The following is a 16,745-nucleotide window of genomic DNA, read 5'->3' on the forward strand; positions in this document are numbered from 1 at the left end:
CGCGACCCACTCTTTTTGATTTTTAGGAGTCTCTCGCCATGATGGTCTTGTATTCAGGAACGACCTGCCCCTTTTCCCACCGCTGCCGCTTCGTTCTGTTCGAAAAGGGCATGGACTTCGAGATCCGCGACGTCGATCTCTACAACAAGCCCGAAGACATCAGCGTGATGAATCCGTACGGCCAGGTGCCGATCCTGGTCGAGCGCGACCTGATCCTGTACGAGTCGAACATCATCAACGAGTACATCGACGAGCGCTTCCCGCATCCCCAGCTGATGCCCGGCGACCCGGTCGACCGCGCCCGCGTGCGCCTGTTCCTGCTCAACTTCGAGAAGGAACTGTTCGTGCATGTCTCGACGCTCGAGAACCGCACCACCAAGGGCAACGAGAAGGCCATCGAAAAGGCGCGCTCGCACATTCGCGACCGCTTGACGCAGCTCGCACCCGTGTTCCTCAAGAACAAGTACATGCTGGGCGACAACTTCTCGATGCTCGACGTGGCCATCGCGCCGCTGCTCTGGCGCCTGGACTACTACGGCATCGACCTCAGCAAGAACGCGGCACCGCTTCTGAAGTACGCTGAACGCATCTTCTCGCGTCCGGCCTATATCGAAGCACTCACGCCTTCCGAAAAGGTCATGCGCAAGTAAGACTGCGTCCACCGTACCGTTCTTCGCTGCCTTCCTTTCATGATCAACGCGCTCGAGTCGTCCTCCACCCGCCCGTACCTCATCCGGGCGTTGTACGAATGGTGCACCGACAACGGGTTCACGCCCTATGTCGCGGTGCAGGTCGACGACACCGTCCAGGTTCCGCGCGAGTACGTGAAGAACGGCGAGATCGTGCTCAACATCAGCTTCGATGCGACCAGCTCGCTCAAGCTCGGCAACGATTTCATCGAGTTCAAGGCCCGCTTTGCGGGCAGTGCGCGCGAGATCAGCGTGCCGGTGGGGCGCGTGATCGCGATCTATGCGCGCGAGAACGGCCAGGGCATGGCGTTTCCCGCGCCGGCGCCCGCGGTCGACAACGGGGATGTACCCGCTTCGCCCACGGGTCCTGCGCGCATGCCTTTGCGTGATGCCTCGCGCGGCACCGAAGGCGATGCCGGCAAGATCGTCCACTTGGTGACGGGCGAAGAGGGCAGCGAAATGGTCGATGCAGGCCCTGCCGGCGCAACCACCGATCCCATCGACGAGCCGCCGCGCCCGCCGGCCGGTGGCGGTTCGCGGCCGTCGCTCAAGCGCGTCAAGTAGGCGCTCGCAACGGCCCACTAGAATCACGCACGCCGAAGAAATTCAGCCGCTTTAGCTCAATTGGTAGAGCACCCGCCTTGTAAGCGGAAGGTCGTCAGTTCGATTCCGACAAGCGGCACCAAACCTGAAATAACCCTCCTGGTGGTTCACCGCCCGGGGGGTTTTTCTTTGGGTGGCAGATTCGGAGAACGATGGAAGGCGTCAGTTTATAAATAAAAAGTATTCAATTCATTGGCGGAAATTGCCCGGTCCCTGGGTGTCAGGCCCCAGTTATTTTCCCCAGTTGACTTTGTAATCTTTAGTAAAGTAGCGGAATGGGCGAACCGGCCCAGGCTGATCTCCAATTCGGCAAAACTAGAAATCCCGGACAGAAAATCGATGATCAACGTCTTGTTCATAGAAGACCAACCTCTGGTGTCGGAAGCGACGGCGGAAAAGATTGCACGAAGTCCGCTCGTCGCCAATATCGATGTCTGCAACAGCGCCGAAAAGGCGCTGTTCGCTTTGAAGGCAACTCCTCACCGCTGGGGATTGATCCTGCTCGACCTGGACGTGCCCGGCGCGGTCGGCCTTTCGCTGGCCATGGAAATCAAGAAGCTGGGCAAGGAAGGGCTCACCTGCATCCTGACCGGCACCCACCGGGCGGACTACATCGCCCAGGCCAAGGCCAGCGGATTCCAGGGCTACATCCTGAAGGCCATCGAAATCAAAGAGCTCGAGGCGAGCCTGGACAAGGCCATTGCGGGCGAAAAGGTTTTTCCGCAGTTGCCTGATCTGGGCGCGGATCCGAGCGCGATCCGTCTGACCAACCGCCAATGCCAATGCCTGGAATTCGTCGGCGCGGGGCGCTCCACCAAGGAAATCGCGCGATTGCTGTCATTGCACCCGGGAACGGTCAATTACCACATCGATTCCGCCATGGAAGCACTGGGCGTCAAATCGCGCGCGCACGCGGTCCAGAAGGCATTGCAACTCGGGCTCCTGGCAGGTTTCGCCACGAGGAGCAGCGATGGGGCTGCTTGAGGAGCTTGGCCGGGGCTTCACCAACAACAAGAGCGAGCCGCTCGACGAATCGCTGATGGAAGAGCAGGGGCGGCTCTCCCGCTCCCTGATCCACGCGACGCTGGCGCACCGTCATCTGGCGGAGCGCCAATTCTTTGTCCAGCAGGTCGCTTACTGGATCACGATCTTCGGGCTTCTGGTCGCGGAGGCGAGCGCGCCAATTCTGGATTCGGCATCGATGTGGACCTGGCTCGCGGTCTCGGTGGTGACCTGGCTGATTCGCGTCGGGCTTTTCTGGCCGCTCACGCAATTGCCGCCGGCGGTCGTCAAGAAATCCCTCGGGTTGAAGCTGATCCCGATCGTCATCATCGTCATTGCCTGCCTGTACTGGATCTGGACCATCCATTTGTTCGTGGGGCCAGTGCTCACGGTGCGCGTGTTGATCATGTGCATTGGCCTCCTGAGCATCAGCGTGTCGATGACCGGCATGTGGCCGGTGACGCCCATTGCCGTGGTTCTTTACAACGGCCTGCTGTGGGGCGCTTTTTCCGCCAATCTGTATTCCAACGGCGTCGCGAGCCTGTCGGTCATCGTGGCGCTCGACATGGGTGTGCTGGCCGTGCTGTGGCTGAATATTTTCATTGCCGTTCGCCAGCTCAACGATCTGCTCGCTCGCACCCATGAAGCCAGTCAATTGGTGAATCAGCTCGAAATAGCCAACGACAAACTCGAAAGACTGAAGGACATCGCGTACAAGACGCTCGATACACGCTCGGAATTCTTTGCGGGTGCCAGCCACGACTTTCAGCAGCGCTTGCATGCCGCGAAATTGTGGGTGCTCTCCGCCAGGGCGGCCACCAAGATCAATCAATCCGCAGAATCGACGCTGGACCGCCTGGGGCAGGAAATCGATGCGCTTCAGGTCTATATCAACAGCATCCTCGAATTCGCACGAATCGAGGCGCTCGATGCCGGGGTGAAGATCCGGGCCACGGAAATTCAGTCCCTGTTTCAAAAGCTCGATCTGCATTTCGAGAAAATCGCCGAGCGCCATGGTGTGCAATTGCGATTTCGCATGGCGCGAATCACCGTGGGCACCGATGCCTCCATGCTGCTGCGCATGCTCGAAAACCTCGTTTCCAATGCGCTCAAATACACAAAAAGCGGTGTATTGGTGTGCGCCCGAAAAACGTCGAGGGGCGCAGTCATCGAAATCTGGGACCAGGGCCCCGGAATCAAGCCTGAGGCGCGGCAGCGGATTTTCGACGCCTTTCACCAGGAAGATCCCGGTGATCAAGGCCGCACCAAGGGCGTGGGCTTGGGCCTGGCCATCGTCAAGCGATTTGCCACGCGCCTCAATTACCGTATCGAGGTCAAATCCGTGATGGGCCGCGGCACACTTTTCAGAATTCTCATCCCCAGGGAATTCGTGATTGAGGCGAATACGGCCGCCAATTCCTGACAGCTCGAATTGATCGGAGAATTGCCGATGCACTTGCGCGCTCCGGTGATCTGCTTGCCGATCATTGCCATGGCTTCGTGGCATTGCACCACGGCCGGCCCCGAGGGAATACGCAGAATTCACTGGTGTTGCGCAATGGCGCGTACACGGAAGTGTTACGCCAAATGAAAAATCGAGCTTTCCACCGCGGTGCAATTGCGCCGATCGCCGCGACTGGTATTAATCATTAGTTGTTTGAAATTCAGTTTTCTCTAAAGTCCACGGCGTGCGCTTCATCGAATGGCGCAGGAGGGAACGCAATGCAGGCTGCCTCGACCGCAGATCCTGGGAGGGAGCGTGACGACTTTTTCTGTCCACGGATGGAGGAGCGATTGCTTCGATGGGGCCGGCTTGCGAATCAGGGAGGTGCTGTGAGGAGGGGGGGTGACGCTGTGGACATAGACCGGCTGCTGCTTCGGAATTCGGAGACGCTGCTTGCTCATTCCCGTGCGACGGAGGCCAGCCGCAGGGCGGAGGGCTTCCTCATGGGGTTGTGCGTGGTCGTGGCCTACAGCTGGGCGTTTGTCGTGTTGGTGTCTTTGTACGTGCAATGACTCCGGGGGAGCGCGGGTGCAACCCGTCGAACGGTGCTCCAACGAGCATTCGACCGGTTGCATCTGCCGGCTTGTGCGTGCCTGTGAAAAGGCGGCCGGCGCGACAAAACGCAGTCTCCCCCCTCCAATCAGGTAACCCGCAGGGCCCTGGTTTTTCTCTTTTTTTCTTCTAGAACTCCGCCCCCTCGACCAGAAAGCGCAGGCGCCGCACGCCCTGCCATTCGTCTGCATCGAGTCGGAACGCGAGCTTCACCTTGGGCGGCAACGGTTCGGTGTGGCTGAACCAGATCGCATCGATCGGCTGGCCCTGGTGCCTGAGCTTGAGCGCCAGGTGCTTCTCGCCCACCAGCCGCTGCGACACCACCTCCACCTCTTCGCTGAAGGTCGGCGGCGCAAAGCCCTGGCCCCACACCTCGCGGTGCAGCGTGTCCACGAGGTCGATGCGCATGTACTCGCGCGCGATCGGCCCGTCGGTCTCGATCTGGCGCGTGAGCGCCGATGCCGCCAGCCATTCGCCCGCCACTTGCGCAAGCGCCTGCTCGAAGGTCTTGAAGTGCTCGCGCGCCACCGTGCAGCCCGCCGCCATCGCATGCCCGCCGAAGCGCAGCAGCACGCCCGGATGGCGCTTGGCCACGAGGTCCAGCGCATCGCGCAGGTGAAAGCCCGGAATCGACCGGCCCGAGCCCTTGAGTTCCTGCTCCTTGCCCGGCGCACCGCTTGCGGCGAACACGAAGGTCGGCCGGTGAAAGCGGTCCTTGATGCGCGAGGCCACGATGCCGACCACGCCTTCGTGGAAGTTCGCATCGAACACGCTGATGGCCGCCGGCGGGGCCTCGATGCCTTCGCCATCCGTGGCGAAGAGCGATTCGGCCAGCAGCAGCGCCTGGTCGCGCATGCCGCCCTCGATGTCGCGCCGCTCGCGATTGATGCCGTCGAGCATGCGGGCAAGCTCGTCGGCGCGACCGGCGTCGTCGGTCAGCAGGCATTCGATGCCCAGCGTCATGTCGGCCAGCCGGCCCGCCGCATTGATGCGCGGGCCGAGGGCGAAGCCGAAGTCGAAGGTGGTGGCGGCCGAAGCCGTGCGGCCTGCGGCCTTGAAGAGCGCGGCCACGCCGGCGGGCATCGCGCCCGCGCGGATGCGGCGCAGCCCCTGTGCGACGAGGCGGCGGTTGTTGGCGTCCAGCTTCACCACGTCGGCGACGGTGCCGAGCGCGACCAGGGGCAAGAGCGCATCGAGCTTGGGCTGTGTCGTCACGTCGAACACGCCGCGTGCGCGCAACTCGGAGCGCAGCGCGAGCAGCACGTAGAACATGACGCCGACGCCCGCGATGCTCTTGCTCTCGAACTCGCAGCCGGGCTGGTTCGGGTTGACGAGCACGTCGGCGATCGGCAGTTCGGGGCCGGGCAAATGGTGGTCGGTCACCAGCACCTGCAGGCCGCGCGCTTTCGCAGCCGCCACGCCTTCGACGCTGGCAATGCCGTTGTCGACGGTGATCAGCATGTCGGCGCCGCTGTCGGCCACGCGCTCGGCAATCGGCGGCGTGAGGCCGTAACCATCCACCACGCGATCGGGCACGAGGTAGCTCACGTTCTTTGCGCCCAGCAGGCGCAAGCCCCGCACGCCGACCGCGCAGGCGGTGGCGCCGTCGCAGTCGTAGTCGGCGACGATGCACAGGCGCTTGTCGAGCGCCATCGCGTCGGCCAGCAGCACGGCGGCTTCGCGCGTGCCGCGCAGGGTGTCGGGAAGCAGCAGGCGGGCGAGGCCGTCGTCGAGCTCGTCCTTGGCCATCACGCCGCGTGCGGCAAAGAGGCGTGCGAGCAGCGGGTGCACGCCCGCCTGCTCAAGGGCCCAGACGGTGCGTGGGGGAATGTCGCGGGCGATGATCTTCACAGCGACTCCAGCACCGTGGCGGCGCGCGTGCGGTCGAACAGGCTCTTCGCCCAGCGTGCGAGGCCGCGCTGCTGCACCGTGTAGCGCTGCGCGCCACGGTCGCCGCAGAGCGTGAGCGCCACGTCGGCGCCGCGCGTGTAGTCGGCCAGCATCGAGGCGATCTCGCTCGCGTCCAGCGCCTGCCAGGCCTCGGCCCAGCCCGCGCCGTCGTCGCGCAGGGCGGCCACGCGGAGGGTGTCGCTCACGGTTGGCGCGGGGGCTGTCGGTGCGACGACGCCTTTCAAGGCGCCGGTGCCGCTGAGCCAGAAGGAGTTGATTGGCGGCACGCCGCGCGCGGCGCGGTCGTCGTTCACGCGCTGCGTGTAGAGCAGCATCTGCATCTCGTTCTGCAGGCGGCGCAGCGGCCGGGCCGAGTCGCCCAGCGGCGACCACTGCGAAATCGGATAGCCCACCGCCCGGTCGATGGAGGCGGTGGCGAGGCCGTCGAAGATGCGCGCGCGGGCGAGCCAGCGGCCCGGCGTGGGGGAGGCGTGCAGCGCGATGCCGTCTTCTTCGAAGAACGGCCGGGCGACGTCCAGCAGCGCGGCCGATTCGGCGGCGTCGATCTCGATGGCGGCCGGATCGCCCAGTGCCACATCGTCGATACCGACCTGCCAGTTGCACAGCGTGACGACGCCCCAGCCTTCACTGTCGTCGGGGGTAGCGAGGCTGGCCTGCCGGGCTTCGAGCGCGGCCCAGGGGATGCAGCCGTCGGCGGCGGAAATGCCCAGCGCCTTGGCGAGCGCCCTTTCGTGCGGAGGCGAGCGCGTGCTTTCGTCTTGTGAGTCGGTGTCGGCGAGGGCGAGCCGGGAGAGCAGGGATTCGAGGTTCGGGAGTTTGAGTGCCGGCAATGCCGCGCGGCACGCCGGGGAACCGCGGCCGGCGAAGGGGATCAACAAGTGACGTGGGGGGTGTTCGGCCATCCCTCTATTGTCCCGGAAGCCCCCAAACGTTTCGGGATGCCACAATTCCGCCGTATATGACCTACCCCCTCGCTCCTCACTTCGTGTATTCGCTGCCCCCCAAGGGCGGGCAAATTTCCTTTGAGGCGGCTCGGCAGGAAATTTGATGCGACTCCCTTATGAACTGCAGCTCGGCTGGCGCTACACGCGCGCAGGCCGGGCGACGCGGCGCAACGGCTTCATCTCCTTCATCTCCGGTGTGTCGATGCTTGGCATCGCATTGGGCGTGGCGGCGTTGATCATTGTGCTCAGTGTGATGAACGGCTTCCAGAAAGAGGTGCGCGACCGCATGCTCGGCGTGGTGTCGCACATCGAGATCTTCTCGCGCGACGGCCAGGCGCTGCAGAGCCTGGACGAAATCATGGCCGCCGCGCGCAAGAACCCCGAGGTCATCGGCGCGGCCCCCTTCATCAACACGCAGGCGCTGATCGCGCGCGGCGAGGACATGAAGGGCGCGATCGTCCGGGGCATCGACCCCAAGCTCGAACCCGAGGTCACCGACACCGGCGGCATCGCAAGCAAGGGCACCTTCGACAAGCTGGTGCCGGGCGAATTCGGCATCGTGCTGGGCATCGAGCTTGCGCGCTCGATGTTCGTGCAGCCGGGCGACAAGGTCACGCTGGTGGCACCGGGCGGCCAGGTCACGCCGGCTGGCGTGGTGCCGCGACTGAAGCAGTTCACCGTGGTGGGCACTTTCGATTCGGGCCACTACGAGTACGACTCGGCGCTCGCGATGGTGCACGAGCAGGACGCGGCCAAGGTGTTCCGCCTCGAAGGCCCGACCGGTATTCGCCTCAAGCTCAAGGACCTGAACGAGGCCCGCGACGTGGCCGACCAGCTGGCCGTGAGCCTGCCGGGCGAATTCCTGATCCGCGACTGGACGCGCCAGAACAAGACCTGGTTCGCGGCCGTGCAGGTCGAGAAACGCATGATGTTCATCATCCTCACGCTGATCGTGGCGGTGGCGGCCTTCAACCTCGTCTCCACGCTCGTGATGACGGTGACCGACAAGCGCGCTGACATCGCCATCCTGCGCACGCTGGGCAGCTCGCCGCGCAGCATCATGGGCATCTTCGTGGTGCAGGGCGCGATGGTGGGCGTGATCGGCACCGTGGCGGGCCTCCTGCTGGGCCTGGGCATCGCCTACAACATCGACGTGATCGTGCCCTTCCTCGAACAGCTCTTCCACGCGAGCTTCCTGCCCAAGGACATCTACCTGATCAGCAAGATGCCGAGCGACCCGCAGCAAAGCGACATCATGCCCATCGCGATCATTTCCCTCATCCTCGCGTTCCTTGCAACGCTGTACCCGAGCTGGCGCGCCAGCCGGGTGAACCCTGCCGAGGCATTGCGCTATGAGTGAAGTGGTATTGAAGGCGCGTGGCCTCACCAAGCGATTCCAGGAAGGGCGCATCGACCTCACCGTGCTGCACGGCGTGGACCTCGACGTGCATGCCGGCGAAACGCTGGCCATCGTCGGTGCTTCGGGCTCGGGCAAGAGCACGCTGCTGCACCTGATGGGCGGACTCGATTCACCGACCGCGGGCAAGGTCGAGCTGCTGGGCAAGGACATCGCGCATGCGGATGCCGCGGAGCAGGGGCGGCTGCGCAACCAGCACCTTGGCTTCGTCTACCAGTTCCATCACCTGCTGCCCGAATTCAGTGCGCTCGACAACGTGGCGATGCCGCTGAAGATCCGCCGCGTCGAATCGTCGCAGGCTGCACAGGCGGCCGCGAAGATCCTTGGCAGTGTCGGGTTGGGCGAGCGTCTTCATCACCGTCCGGCCGAGTTGTCGGGCGGCGAGCGCCAGCGCGTGGCGATCGCGCGGGCGCTGGTCACGCAGCCCGCTTGCGTGCTGGCCGACGAGCCGACGGGCAACCTGGACCGCAGCACGGCCGACACGGTGTTCGAGCTGATGCTCGACCTGGCGCATCGGCATGGCACGGCCTTCGTGATGGTCACGCACGACCAGGAGCTGGCCAAGCGCTGCGATCGCGTGCTGCAGTTGGTGGCGGGGCGCTTGGCGGGCTGAGCTTTTTATCTTTCTCCCTCCCCCTCTGGGGGAGGGCAGGGGTGGGGGCTCAGCGGCATTCAACGCCATGCAGCCTTAGAGGCCGCGCGTGCCCCCATTCCAACCTTCCCCCAGAGGGGGAAGGAGCTAATGCAACGCTTCTTCGGTCTGTGGCGCATCCAGCGGCAGCACGCACAGCACCTTCCCGCCCAGGGTCAGCACGAGGCCGAGCCGTCCGCCGATCTGCATCACCTGGCACACCACACGCGGCGCACCGGAGCTGGGTGCCGTTGCAGCCGACATGGCAAGCGCACGCGCCGGTGGCTGCCGCAGCATCGCGAACAGGGTTCGCGCATCGCAGTCATGCAGTGCCTGCCGGTACGCATGGAAGACCGCTTCCGGTCCTCCATCTTCCGTGTCCTTGGGGTCCTGCCTCAGCCGCAGCAATGCGCGATGCAGTTGCTGCCGGCACGCCGCCTCGGTCTTGCCACTGGCCTCGGCGATTTCCTTGAAGCTGGCTTCGAACACCTCGCGCAGCAGCACCGCGGCGCCATCGGCGGGGCTCAGTCGCGCGGCGAGCAGCCGCAAGGCCTGTTCGACCTCTTGCGCCAGTGCGGCGTTGGCTTCGATGGAAGCGGCCTCGGGCGCAGGCTCCAGCGCCTGTGCATCCTGAAGCCAGCGCTGCATCCAGTTGCGCCGTCGCAAGCGGTCGATGGCCAGGTGCTGCATGACGGTGGTCAGCCAGGCTTGCGCGGCGTCGAGCGCGGGCCTGTCGCCTTCCCTGACTTCCTCGAGGGCGCGCAGGTAGGTGTCCTGCACCAGGTCTTCGGCCTCGGCCGTGTTGCCGAGCAGGCGTGCGGCGGCACGGACGAGCCGGCTGCGATGCGCCGGAAACTGCGACAGGTAGCGTTCATCGAGCATCGGCGCAGCTTGCCATAGGCCGGAATGTCACGAAACTGTGGGCTTGTTCGTCAAGACAGTTCAACCACAGGAGTGCTTCTTCATCATGGAAACCGACGACGACACCAAGCCCGCGGCCACGGCCGAGCCGCGCAACTCCTACCTGGAGGAGAAGGCGTTCAAATCGCGCACGCTCTTGATCTTCGGCAGCATCACCGACGCGGTGGCCGCCGACGTGACGCGCCGGCTCATCGCGCTGGACGCGGACAACCAGCAGCCCATCGACATCCTCGTGAGCTCGCCAGGCGGGCACCTGGAGTCGGGCGATGCGATCCACGACATCGTGCGTTTCATCGGCGCGCCGGTGAACATGATCGGCACCGGCTGGGTCGGCAGCGCCGCCACGCACCTGTTCCTGGCGGCCCCGCGCGAGCGGCGCGTGTGCCTGCCGAACACGCGCTTTTTGATCCACCAGCCCAGCGGCGGTGCGGGCGGGCAGGCGACCGACATCGCCATTCAAGCGCAGGAAATCATCAAGGCCCGCCAGCGCATCGCGCACGAGATTGCGCGCGAGACCGGCAAGCCCATCGACGTGGTGCTGGCCGACATCGAGCGCGACCGCTGGCTCTCGGCCGAGGAGGCGGTGGCGTACGGGCTGGTCTCGCGGATCATCCAGCGCAAGACCGAGCTGCGGACCTGAGCCTCCTGCCGCTCAAACGCCGGGCGGCTGCTTCAGCTCCGGTGCCAACGGGCTGGGGATTCGCGCCGCGGTGGTGTTCTGCCAGCCGTAGGCCAGCCGGAACAGCGTGGGCTCGGCGAATGCACGACCGATCATCTCGAAGGTCACCGGTTCGACCGAGCTCGACGCATCGGTGGCCTTCGCGAAGCCGGCCGGGAACGCCAGGGCCGGAAAGCCGGTGAAGGGGCTCAGGCGGTTGTTGGAGCCCGAGTTGACGCTGGTGCTGTTGAAGCCCTGCAGCACCGGATAGACCAGCACGTCGTACGGCGTTCCCAGGCTCGCGCTGGTGACGAAGTCGACGTTGTCGAGCGCCGCCGTCACGCGCGGAATCACATAGTCGTCGCGCGGCTTCAGGTTGTTCTGGTACGTCGGGTTGGATTCCTTGTTGGTGCCCGAGGCGATGTACGAGCGGAAGTTGGCCACGCGCGTGGGTTCCAGCGTGTCCATGGCGATCGCCACATCCTCGGTCGTGCGCGGATGGCCATCCGCCGTCGAGGTCCATCCGCCGAGGTATTCGGTGAGGTTGTCGCGGAACTCGTAGGACGACAGGCTCGCATAGCCGGTCAGGATCGTCGCCCGGTCGGGGATCTGCACATCCTCGACCACCGCGCCCGCGGCCTTCATCTGGTCGAGTGCCGCGTTCAGCGTGTCCAGGAAGCGCTGGTTGGCCGCGGTCGCGGTCGGGAACATGGCGCGCACGACGCCGATGCGTGCGCCCTTCAAGCCATCGGCCTTCAGCGACGCGGCGTAGGTGGCGGGCTGCAGCGTCATCGATGCGTAGGCGGCGGCACTGGCCACCAACGGGGCATCCCAGGCCTTGGCGATGCGCTGGCCGCTGCCGGGCGCGGCGTCGAAGCCGGCCATGGCGTCTAGCACCAGTGCGCAGTCCTGCACCTGGCGGCACAGGGGGCCGGCGGTGTCCTGGCCATGGGCCAGCGGCACGATGCCGTCCTGGCTCACGAGCCGCAAGGTCGGGCGCAGGCCGTAGAGGCCTTCGACTGCCGATGGCACACGCACAGAGCCGCCGGTGTCGGTGCCCAGCCCCAGCATCGCCAGGCTCGCGGCGATGGAAGTGCCGGTGCCGGACGACGAGCCGCCCGCGCTGTTGGCCGGGATGTAGGCATTCCTGGTCTTGCCGCCGACCGACGAACTGCCCGTGAAGCCGAAGGCGAATTCGTCGAGGTTGGCCTTGCCGATGACGATGCCGCCGGCCTCGCGGATCTTGCGCAGGATGTAGGCGTCGTCGGGCGGCTGGTTGTTTGCCAGCACGAGCGAGCCGGCCGTGGTCTTCATGTCGTAGGTGTCGATGTTGTCCTTCGCAAGCACCGTCACGCAATGCATCGGGCCGATCATCTGGCCGGTCTTGAAGAACTGTCGGTCGAGTTCGTCGGCCCGCGTGAGCGCCGCCGGGTTGACGGCGATCACGCTGTGCAGGCCGGGGCTGTCGGGGTATGCGGCCGATGCATCGGCATCGAAGGCCGCGATGCGATCGAGGTAGCCCTGCACGACATCGCGGCAAGAGACTTCACCCTTGCGCATGGCCGCGTGAAAGCCTTCGACGGTGGCTTCGACCAGGGGGAATGGTTTGCGATCGGGCTGCAGCACCACGGCATCGCCGGGCTCCGGCGCGGGCGCGACTGGCGCAGTGCCCGTGCCGGCGGAAGGAATGAAAGAGAAGCCGCTGCTGCCGCCACCGCATGCGGCCAGCACGGCGCAGAAGACAACGCTGCAGGCGAGGCGAGTGGCGCGAGATGAAGATGAAGAGGCGAGGGCAAGGAATGTGTGGCGCACTGGCGATGGAGTCATCGGTGAATGTCGGAGTGGTTTGACACGCCGGCAACGCAGCATCCATGCCAACATGCCGTGCGGCTTTCAGCCGTGGCATGCCCTTTGCTCGAACTCTCCTGCATTCCAAGCCATTCGCGATATCGATTTCAAGGACGCGCCATGAACCCGCTCAAGACCCTGCCTATCCACGCCTTGGTGGCACTGATGGGTTGTACTGCCGCACCATGGGCCGCAGCGCAGGCACCCGCACAAGGGCAGGCGGCCGTGCCGAACATCGTGCAGGCCGCGAGCCTGGGCCAGGCGCAGGCGGTAACGGTGTTGCTCGAGAAGGGCGCCGATCCCGATGCACGCCAGGCCAACGGCCGTACCGCATTGATGGAAGCAGCGGTTCGCGGCCACTACGACACCGTGCGCACGCTGGTCATCCATGGGGCCGACAAGGCACTGAAAGACAGCAGCGGGCGCACCGCCTTCGATCTCGCGTTCGAGAAGAAACAGAGCGATGTCATCGCGCTGCTGCGCGACGCATCCTGATCAGGCCTTGGGCTTGTAAGCCACCACGTCGATCTCGACCTTCGCATCGACCATCAGCCGCGCCTCGGTGGTCGAGCGTGCCGGCTTGTTCTCGCCGAAGTAGCTCATGTAGATGCGGTTGAAGGCACCAAAGTCGCGCGCGTCGTGCAGCCACACGGTGCTCTTGCACACGTCGTCGAGCGTGGCGCCGGCCAGCGCGAGCACCTTCTTCAGGTTTTCCATCACCTGGCGCGTCTGCGCCTCGATGCCGCCCACCACGATCTCGCCGTCGGCATTGGCGGGCACCTGGCCCGACACGTAGATGAAGTCGCCCGCGCGCACGGCCGGGGAGAAGGGGCGGGCCTGACGGTCCGAGGCGACGGGCGGGGCGCCGAGGTATTCGAGGGGCATGGGAGGACTCCTGAAATGAGAGAAGTGAAAGGGAAACGGATCGCAAGTATCGATCCAATCTGAAAATCTATTTCAAAATAACCCTCGAACAAGGGTTAACACGGATGATTTGGCATGAATACTGCTTCAAAGTCCGGGCCGAAAAGAAAATTTCTTTCACAAACCCTGCCCGACCCCACGAAGGAGTTCTCCATGCCCCATGCCGCCCACGCCGGTCTTGTCCAGCGCCTGCCCAAGCTGTCGAAGCGCAGTCTGCTGGGTGCCTCCCTGCTCGCGATGCTGTGCGCCGCGCTGCCGCACCAGCAGGCGCATGCCCAGGGGCCGCGCAACTTCGCCACGCTCGCGATGGTGGCCGAGCCACAGACGCTCGACCCGATGGCCTCCACGGCCGACCTGGTCGGAACCATCATGCAGCACGTGTACGAGACGCTCTACACCTTCGATGCCAAGTGGAATGTGGTGCCGATGCTGGCCGAGACCATGCCGAAGATCTCCGCCGACGGCAAGACCTACGCCATCACATTGCGCCGCGGCGTGATGCTGCACAACGGCCGCGAACTCAACGCCGACGATGTGGTGGCGAGCCTGCAGCGCTGGATGGACCAGTCGCCGCGCGGCAAGGCCGTGGGCAAGGAAATCGAAAGCTTGAAGGCCAAGGGCCCGCTGGGCGTGGAGATCGTGCTGAAGGCGCCGTATGCGCCGCTGCTCTCGCAGCTCGCGCTGCCCAGCGGCATGGCCGCGATCATGGCCAAGGACTCGATCGCCTCGCCGCTGAAGGAGTTCGTGGGCACCGGCCCCTACAAGTTCAAGGAGCGCCGCCCCGACCAGTTCGTGCTGCTCACCCGCTTCGACAAGTACGCCGCGCGCAAGGAGCCCGCGAGCGGCTACGGCGGCAAGCGCGAAGCAGCGATTGAAGAGCTGCGCTTCGTGCCCGTGCCCAACGCCAGCACGCGCGTGGAGGGTGCGCTCGCCGGCCAGTACGACTTTGCCGACCTGCTGCCGGTCGAAGCCCTGCCGCGCCTCGAAAAGTCGGGCGGCAAGACCGTGCCGATCATGACGCCGTCGTTCGGCTTCCCCTACCTCGTGCTCAACACCAAGGAAGGCGTGGCTTCCAACCAGGCCGTGCGCCAGGCGATCCAGTCCGCGCTTGGCGAAGGCGAAATGCTCGCGGCCGGCTTCGGCGACACGCGCTTCTTCGTGGCCGAAGGCAATCACTTCCCCAAGGGCTCGCCGTTCTACTCGACGGCCGGCGTCACGCTCTACAACGAGCGCAACGCAACCAAGGCCAAGGAAGCCGCCGCCAAGGCCGGCTACAAGGGCGACCCGATCCGCGTGCTCACGAGCCGCCAGTACGACTTCCACTACAACATGTCGCTGCTGATGGCCGAGCAGCTCAAGCGCGCCGGCTTCAAGGTCGACCTGAATGTGGTCGACTGGGCCACGCTGGTGCAGCGCCGCAACGATTCGAAGCTCTGGGACATCTACGTGACCCACTCGGGCCAGTTCCCCGAGCCGATGCTCTCGCCGCCGCAACTGGGTGACGGCGCCCCCGGCTGGTGGGACACGCCCGCCAAGAAGTCGGCGCTGCAGGCCTTCAACGTCGAGAGCGACCCCGCCAAGCGCGGCGCGCTGTGGGGCAAGGTGCAGCAGGTCGTCTATGACGAGGTGCCGTACATCAACGTCGGCAAGTTCAACGGCCTCTCGGCGAAGAGCCCGGCGCTGGACAACTACCAGCCTGCGACCTGGCCGTTCTTCTGGAACGCGAAGATCAAGTAAGCAGGAGCCGCAGCCATGCCATCGCGTCGCCAACTTCTGCAAGCCAGCGCACTGGCCTCCGGCCTCGGAGCCTTGGGTCTCACGACCTCCACCGCACAGGCCGCAACGTCCGGCCCTGTCTACGCCTACGTCGGCACCTACAGCGATGGCGGCAAGCCATGGCGCGGCGGGCGCGGCCTCGGCGTCCACCAGTTCGTGGTGGACGGCTCGACCGGCGCGCTCAAGCCCATTCCCGGCGCGCCGCCTGCGGTGGCGAGCACGGGCGACAACGCCAAGCTGCGCAACCCCGCATCGCTCGCGCGGCACCCGAAGCTGCCGATGCTCTATGCGGCCAACGAGTTTGAGGCCGGCTCGGTCTCGGCCTTCCGCATCGGTGCCGACGGCGCGCTGTCGTTCGTGGCCGAGATGGCCTGCGGCGGCAAGGACCCGGCGTACGTCAGCGTGCATCCCGATGGCCGCTTTCTCTTCACCGCCAACTACGCAAGCGGCGACGTCAGCGTGATCGCGCTGCGCACCGACGGCGGCTTCGATTCGGATGCTGCCGCCGTCGTCTACAAGGACGTGGCCGCCTGCGGCGCCACCCCCTGCAAGCCGGGCGCCGACGTGGTGCCCGCCGCGGCCCGTTCGCACGAAGGCTTTGCCACCAGCGACCACGACGGCCCGCACGCGCACATGGTGCACAGCGACCCGACCGGCAACTTCGTGCTGGTCGCGGACCTTGGCCTCGACCGCGTGATCTCGTACCGCTTCGACCGCAAGACCGGCGTGCTGAGCCAGCCGAGCACGGTCGCCGTGTCCGAAAGCTCGGGCGCACGCCACTTCGTCTTTCACCCGAACGGCAAGTGGCTCTACCTCGTGAACGAAGAGGCCTCGACCATCGCCTTCATGCGCTACGACGGCGCCACCGGCGTGCTCACGCTGGTGAGCGAAACCTCGGCGCTGCCGCAGGGCTTCAAGGGCACGAGCTACGCCTCGGGCATCCGCATGCTGCCGGACGGCCAGCATTTCGTGTCGCTGAACCGTCTGCACGATTCGATCTCGCTCTTCAGGATCGACGCCCGCACCGGCGCCCCCACGCTCGTGCGCGAGGAGTGGACGCGCGGCAACTACCCGCGCAGCTGCACGCTCGATCCGAGTGGGCGCTTCCTCTACGTGTGCCACAACAAGCAGGGCGACAACGTCACGGTCTTCCGCGTGAAGAAGGGCGACATCCAGTTCACCGGCCAGTACGTGGCCGTCGGCAGCGCAGCGGCCATCGAGTTCTCGTCGTGATGAAAAGTGCTTCGCTTCGCTACATCGCCTCGCGCGCGGGCGGCATGCTCGTGGTGCTCGCCATCGTGGCGGTGCTGGTCTTCGTGCTCACACGCGCCGCATCGGGCGACCCGGTCTCGGTGCTGCTGGGCG

At 65.3% G+C, this 16,745-nt stretch carries 15 protein-coding genes, 1 tRNA gene and 1 pseudogene; 12 read left to right on the forward strand and 5 right to left on the reverse strand.

What is annotated here, in order from left to right:
• Positions 1-38: 38 nt before the first annotated feature.
• The 5 genes from ACSFA7_RS27805 (at position 39) to ACSFA7_RS27825 (ending at position 3,717) form a co-directional block, all read left to right on the forward strand.
• Entirely contained in the window at positions 39-650 is a 612-nt protein-coding gene (locus ACSFA7_RS27805; RefSeq protein WP_042579119.1) for a glutathione S-transferase N-terminal domain-containing protein, read from the forward strand.
• Between the two features lie 39 nt (positions 651-689).
• Positions 690-1,253: a ClpXP protease specificity-enhancing factor gene (locus ACSFA7_RS27810; protein ID WP_435502337.1), complete on the forward strand. Its 564-nt coding sequence runs from the start codon at positions 690-692 to the stop codon at positions 1,251-1,253.
• A 45-nt stretch (positions 1,254-1,298) separates the two neighbouring features.
• Positions 1,299-1,374 (forward strand) — tRNA-Thr (locus ACSFA7_RS27815).
• A 257-nt stretch (positions 1,375-1,631) separates the two neighbouring features.
• Positions 1,632-2,276 carry a response regulator transcription factor gene (locus tag ACSFA7_RS27820; RefSeq protein WP_435502338.1) on the forward strand — a complete coding sequence of 215 codons (645 nt, stop codon included), beginning with the start codon at positions 1,632-1,634 and terminating at the stop codon, positions 2,274-2,276.
• The gene (locus ACSFA7_RS27825; protein WP_435502339.1) at positions 2,263-3,717 is read left to right on the forward strand and encodes a sensor histidine kinase; all 1,455 of its coding nucleotides are present in this window, start codon (positions 2,263-2,265) and stop codon (positions 3,715-3,717) included. Before ACSFA7_RS27820 ends, ACSFA7_RS27825 begins: the two co-directional genes overlap by 14 nt.
• 762 nt (positions 3,718-4,479) lie before the next feature.
• Here ACSFA7_RS27825 and recJ read toward each other — a convergent pair.
• Both recJ and ACSFA7_RS27835 read right to left on the reverse strand, forming a co-directional pair.
• Positions 4,480-6,201 carry a single-stranded-DNA-specific exonuclease RecJ gene (recJ, locus tag ACSFA7_RS27830; RefSeq protein ID WP_435502340.1) on the reverse strand — a complete coding sequence of 574 codons (1,722 nt, stop codon included), beginning with the start codon at positions 6,199-6,201 and terminating at the stop codon, positions 4,480-4,482.
• On the reverse strand, positions 6,198-7,163 hold the full coding sequence (locus ACSFA7_RS27835; RefSeq protein ID WP_435502341.1) for a hypothetical protein: 966 nt from the start codon (positions 7,161-7,163) through the stop codon (positions 6,198-6,200). The genes recJ and ACSFA7_RS27835 overlap by 4 nt, the downstream gene beginning before the upstream one ends.
• Before the next feature lie 145 nt (positions 7,164-7,308).
• On the opposite strand from ACSFA7_RS27835, the gene ACSFA7_RS27840 reads away from it, so the two are divergent.
• Positions 7,309-8,565 carry a lipoprotein-releasing ABC transporter permease subunit gene (locus tag ACSFA7_RS27840; protein ID WP_042581755.1) on the forward strand — a complete coding sequence of 419 codons (1,257 nt, stop codon included), beginning with the start codon at positions 7,309-7,311 and terminating at the stop codon, positions 8,563-8,565.
• Positions 8,558-9,235 carry a lipoprotein-releasing ABC transporter ATP-binding protein LolD gene (lolD, locus tag ACSFA7_RS27845; protein WP_435502342.1) on the forward strand — a complete coding sequence of 226 codons (678 nt, stop codon included), beginning with the start codon at positions 8,558-8,560 and terminating at the stop codon, positions 9,233-9,235. The genes ACSFA7_RS27840 and lolD overlap by 8 nt, the downstream gene beginning before the upstream one ends.
• A 126-nt stretch (positions 9,236-9,361) precedes the next feature.
• On the opposite strand, the gene ACSFA7_RS27850 is transcribed toward lolD, so the two are convergent.
• The gene (locus tag ACSFA7_RS27850; protein ID WP_435502343.1) at positions 9,362-10,135 is read right to left on the reverse strand and encodes a sigma-70 family RNA polymerase sigma factor; all 774 of its coding nucleotides are present in this window, start codon (positions 10,133-10,135) and stop codon (positions 9,362-9,364) included.
• Between the two features lie 85 nt (positions 10,136-10,220).
• On the opposite strand from ACSFA7_RS27850, the gene ACSFA7_RS27855 reads away from it, so the two are divergent.
• Complete coding sequence (locus ACSFA7_RS27855; RefSeq protein WP_435502344.1) at positions 10,221-10,814, forward strand: ATP-dependent Clp protease proteolytic subunit; 594 nt, start codon at positions 10,221-10,223, stop codon at positions 10,812-10,814.
• A gap of 12 nt (positions 10,815-10,826) precedes the next feature.
• Here the strand turns inward: ACSFA7_RS27855 and ACSFA7_RS27860 are convergent, their stop codons facing one another.
• Positions 10,827-12,659 carry an amidase gene (locus ACSFA7_RS27860; protein ID WP_435502345.1) on the reverse strand — a complete coding sequence of 611 codons (1,833 nt, stop codon included), beginning with the start codon at positions 12,657-12,659 and terminating at the stop codon, positions 10,827-10,829.
• Between the two features lie 141 nt (positions 12,660-12,800).
• Between ACSFA7_RS27860 and ACSFA7_RS27865 the strand changes: the two genes are divergently transcribed.
• Positions 12,801-13,175, forward strand: a complete 375-nt coding sequence (locus ACSFA7_RS27865; protein ID WP_435502346.1) for an ankyrin repeat domain-containing protein — start codon at positions 12,801-12,803, stop codon at positions 13,173-13,175.
• Here ACSFA7_RS27865 and ACSFA7_RS27870 read toward each other — a convergent pair whose 3' ends face one another.
• Positions 13,176-13,565 (reverse strand): RidA family protein, encoded by a 390-nt coding sequence (locus ACSFA7_RS27870; RefSeq protein WP_176660431.1) that lies wholly within the window; start codon positions 13,563-13,565, stop codon positions 13,176-13,178.
• Between the two features lie 192 nt (positions 13,566-13,757).
• Between ACSFA7_RS27870 and ACSFA7_RS27875 the strand changes: the two genes are divergently transcribed.
• The 3 genes and pseudogenes from ACSFA7_RS27875 to ACSFA7_RS27885 all read left to right on the forward strand — a co-directional run.
• Entirely contained in the window at positions 13,758-15,341 is a 1,584-nt protein-coding gene (locus ACSFA7_RS27875) for an ABC transporter substrate-binding protein (RefSeq protein ID WP_435502347.1), read from the forward strand.
• Between the two features lie 15 nt (positions 15,342-15,356).
• Complete coding sequence (locus ACSFA7_RS27880; RefSeq protein ID WP_435502348.1) at positions 15,357-16,613, forward strand: lactonase family protein; 1,257 nt, start codon at positions 15,357-15,359, stop codon at positions 16,611-16,613.
• A pseudogene (locus ACSFA7_RS27885) lies at positions 16,613-16,745 on the forward strand (ABC transporter permease); the annotation flags it as partial. The gene ACSFA7_RS27880 and the pseudogene ACSFA7_RS27885, both read left to right, overlap by 1 nt.

Source organism: Variovorax trehalosi, from assembly GCF_051216415.1.
Taxonomy (GTDB): Bacteria; Pseudomonadota; Gammaproteobacteria; order Burkholderiales; family Burkholderiaceae_C; genus Variovorax.

What these genes read in the sequence shown, in the direction of transcription:
- ACSFA7_RS27825 (WP_435502339.1), top strand. Translation starts at nt 2,263, where the DNA reads ATGGGGCTGCTTGAGGAGCTTGGCCGGGGCTTCACCAACAACAAGAGC.
- ACSFA7_RS27805 (WP_042579119.1), top strand. Translation starts at nt 39, where the DNA reads ATGATGGTCTTGTATTCAGGAACGACCTGCCCCTTTTCCCACCGCTGC.
- ACSFA7_RS27810 (WP_435502337.1), top strand. Translation starts at nt 690, where the DNA reads ATGATCAACGCGCTCGAGTCGTCCTCCACCCGCCCGTACCTCATCCGG.
- ACSFA7_RS27865 (WP_435502346.1), top strand. Translation starts at nt 12,801, where the DNA reads ATGAACCCGCTCAAGACCCTGCCTATCCACGCCTTGGTGGCACTGATG.
- ACSFA7_RS27835 (WP_435502341.1), bottom strand. Translation starts at nt 7,163, where the DNA reads ATGGCCGAACACCCCCCACGTCACTTGTTGATCCCCTTCGCCGGCCGC.
- ACSFA7_RS27855 (WP_435502344.1), top strand. Translation starts at nt 10,221, where the DNA reads ATGGAAACCGACGACGACACCAAGCCCGCGGCCACGGCCGAGCCGCGC.
- ACSFA7_RS27850 (WP_435502343.1), bottom strand. Translation starts at nt 10,135, where the DNA reads ATGCTCGATGAACGCTACCTGTCGCAGTTTCCGGCGCATCGCAGCCGG.
- ACSFA7_RS27870 (WP_176660431.1), bottom strand. Translation starts at nt 13,565, where the DNA reads ATGCCCCTCGAATACCTCGGCGCCCCGCCCGTCGCCTCGGACCGTCAG.
- ACSFA7_RS27880 (WP_435502348.1), top strand. Translation starts at nt 15,357, where the DNA reads ATGCCATCGCGTCGCCAACTTCTGCAAGCCAGCGCACTGGCCTCCGGC.
- ACSFA7_RS27840 (WP_042581755.1), top strand. Translation starts at nt 7,309, where the DNA reads ATGCGACTCCCTTATGAACTGCAGCTCGGCTGGCGCTACACGCGCGCA.
- ACSFA7_RS27860 (WP_435502345.1), bottom strand. Translation starts at nt 12,659, where the DNA reads ATGACTCCATCGCCAGTGCGCCACACATTCCTTGCCCTCGCCTCTTCA.
- ACSFA7_RS27875 (WP_435502347.1), top strand. Translation starts at nt 13,758, where the DNA reads ATGCCCCATGCCGCCCACGCCGGTCTTGTCCAGCGCCTGCCCAAGCTG.
- ACSFA7_RS27820 (WP_435502338.1), top strand. Translation starts at nt 1,632, where the DNA reads ATGATCAACGTCTTGTTCATAGAAGACCAACCTCTGGTGTCGGAAGCG.
- lolD (WP_435502342.1), top strand. Translation starts at nt 8,558, where the DNA reads ATGAGTGAAGTGGTATTGAAGGCGCGTGGCCTCACCAAGCGATTCCAG.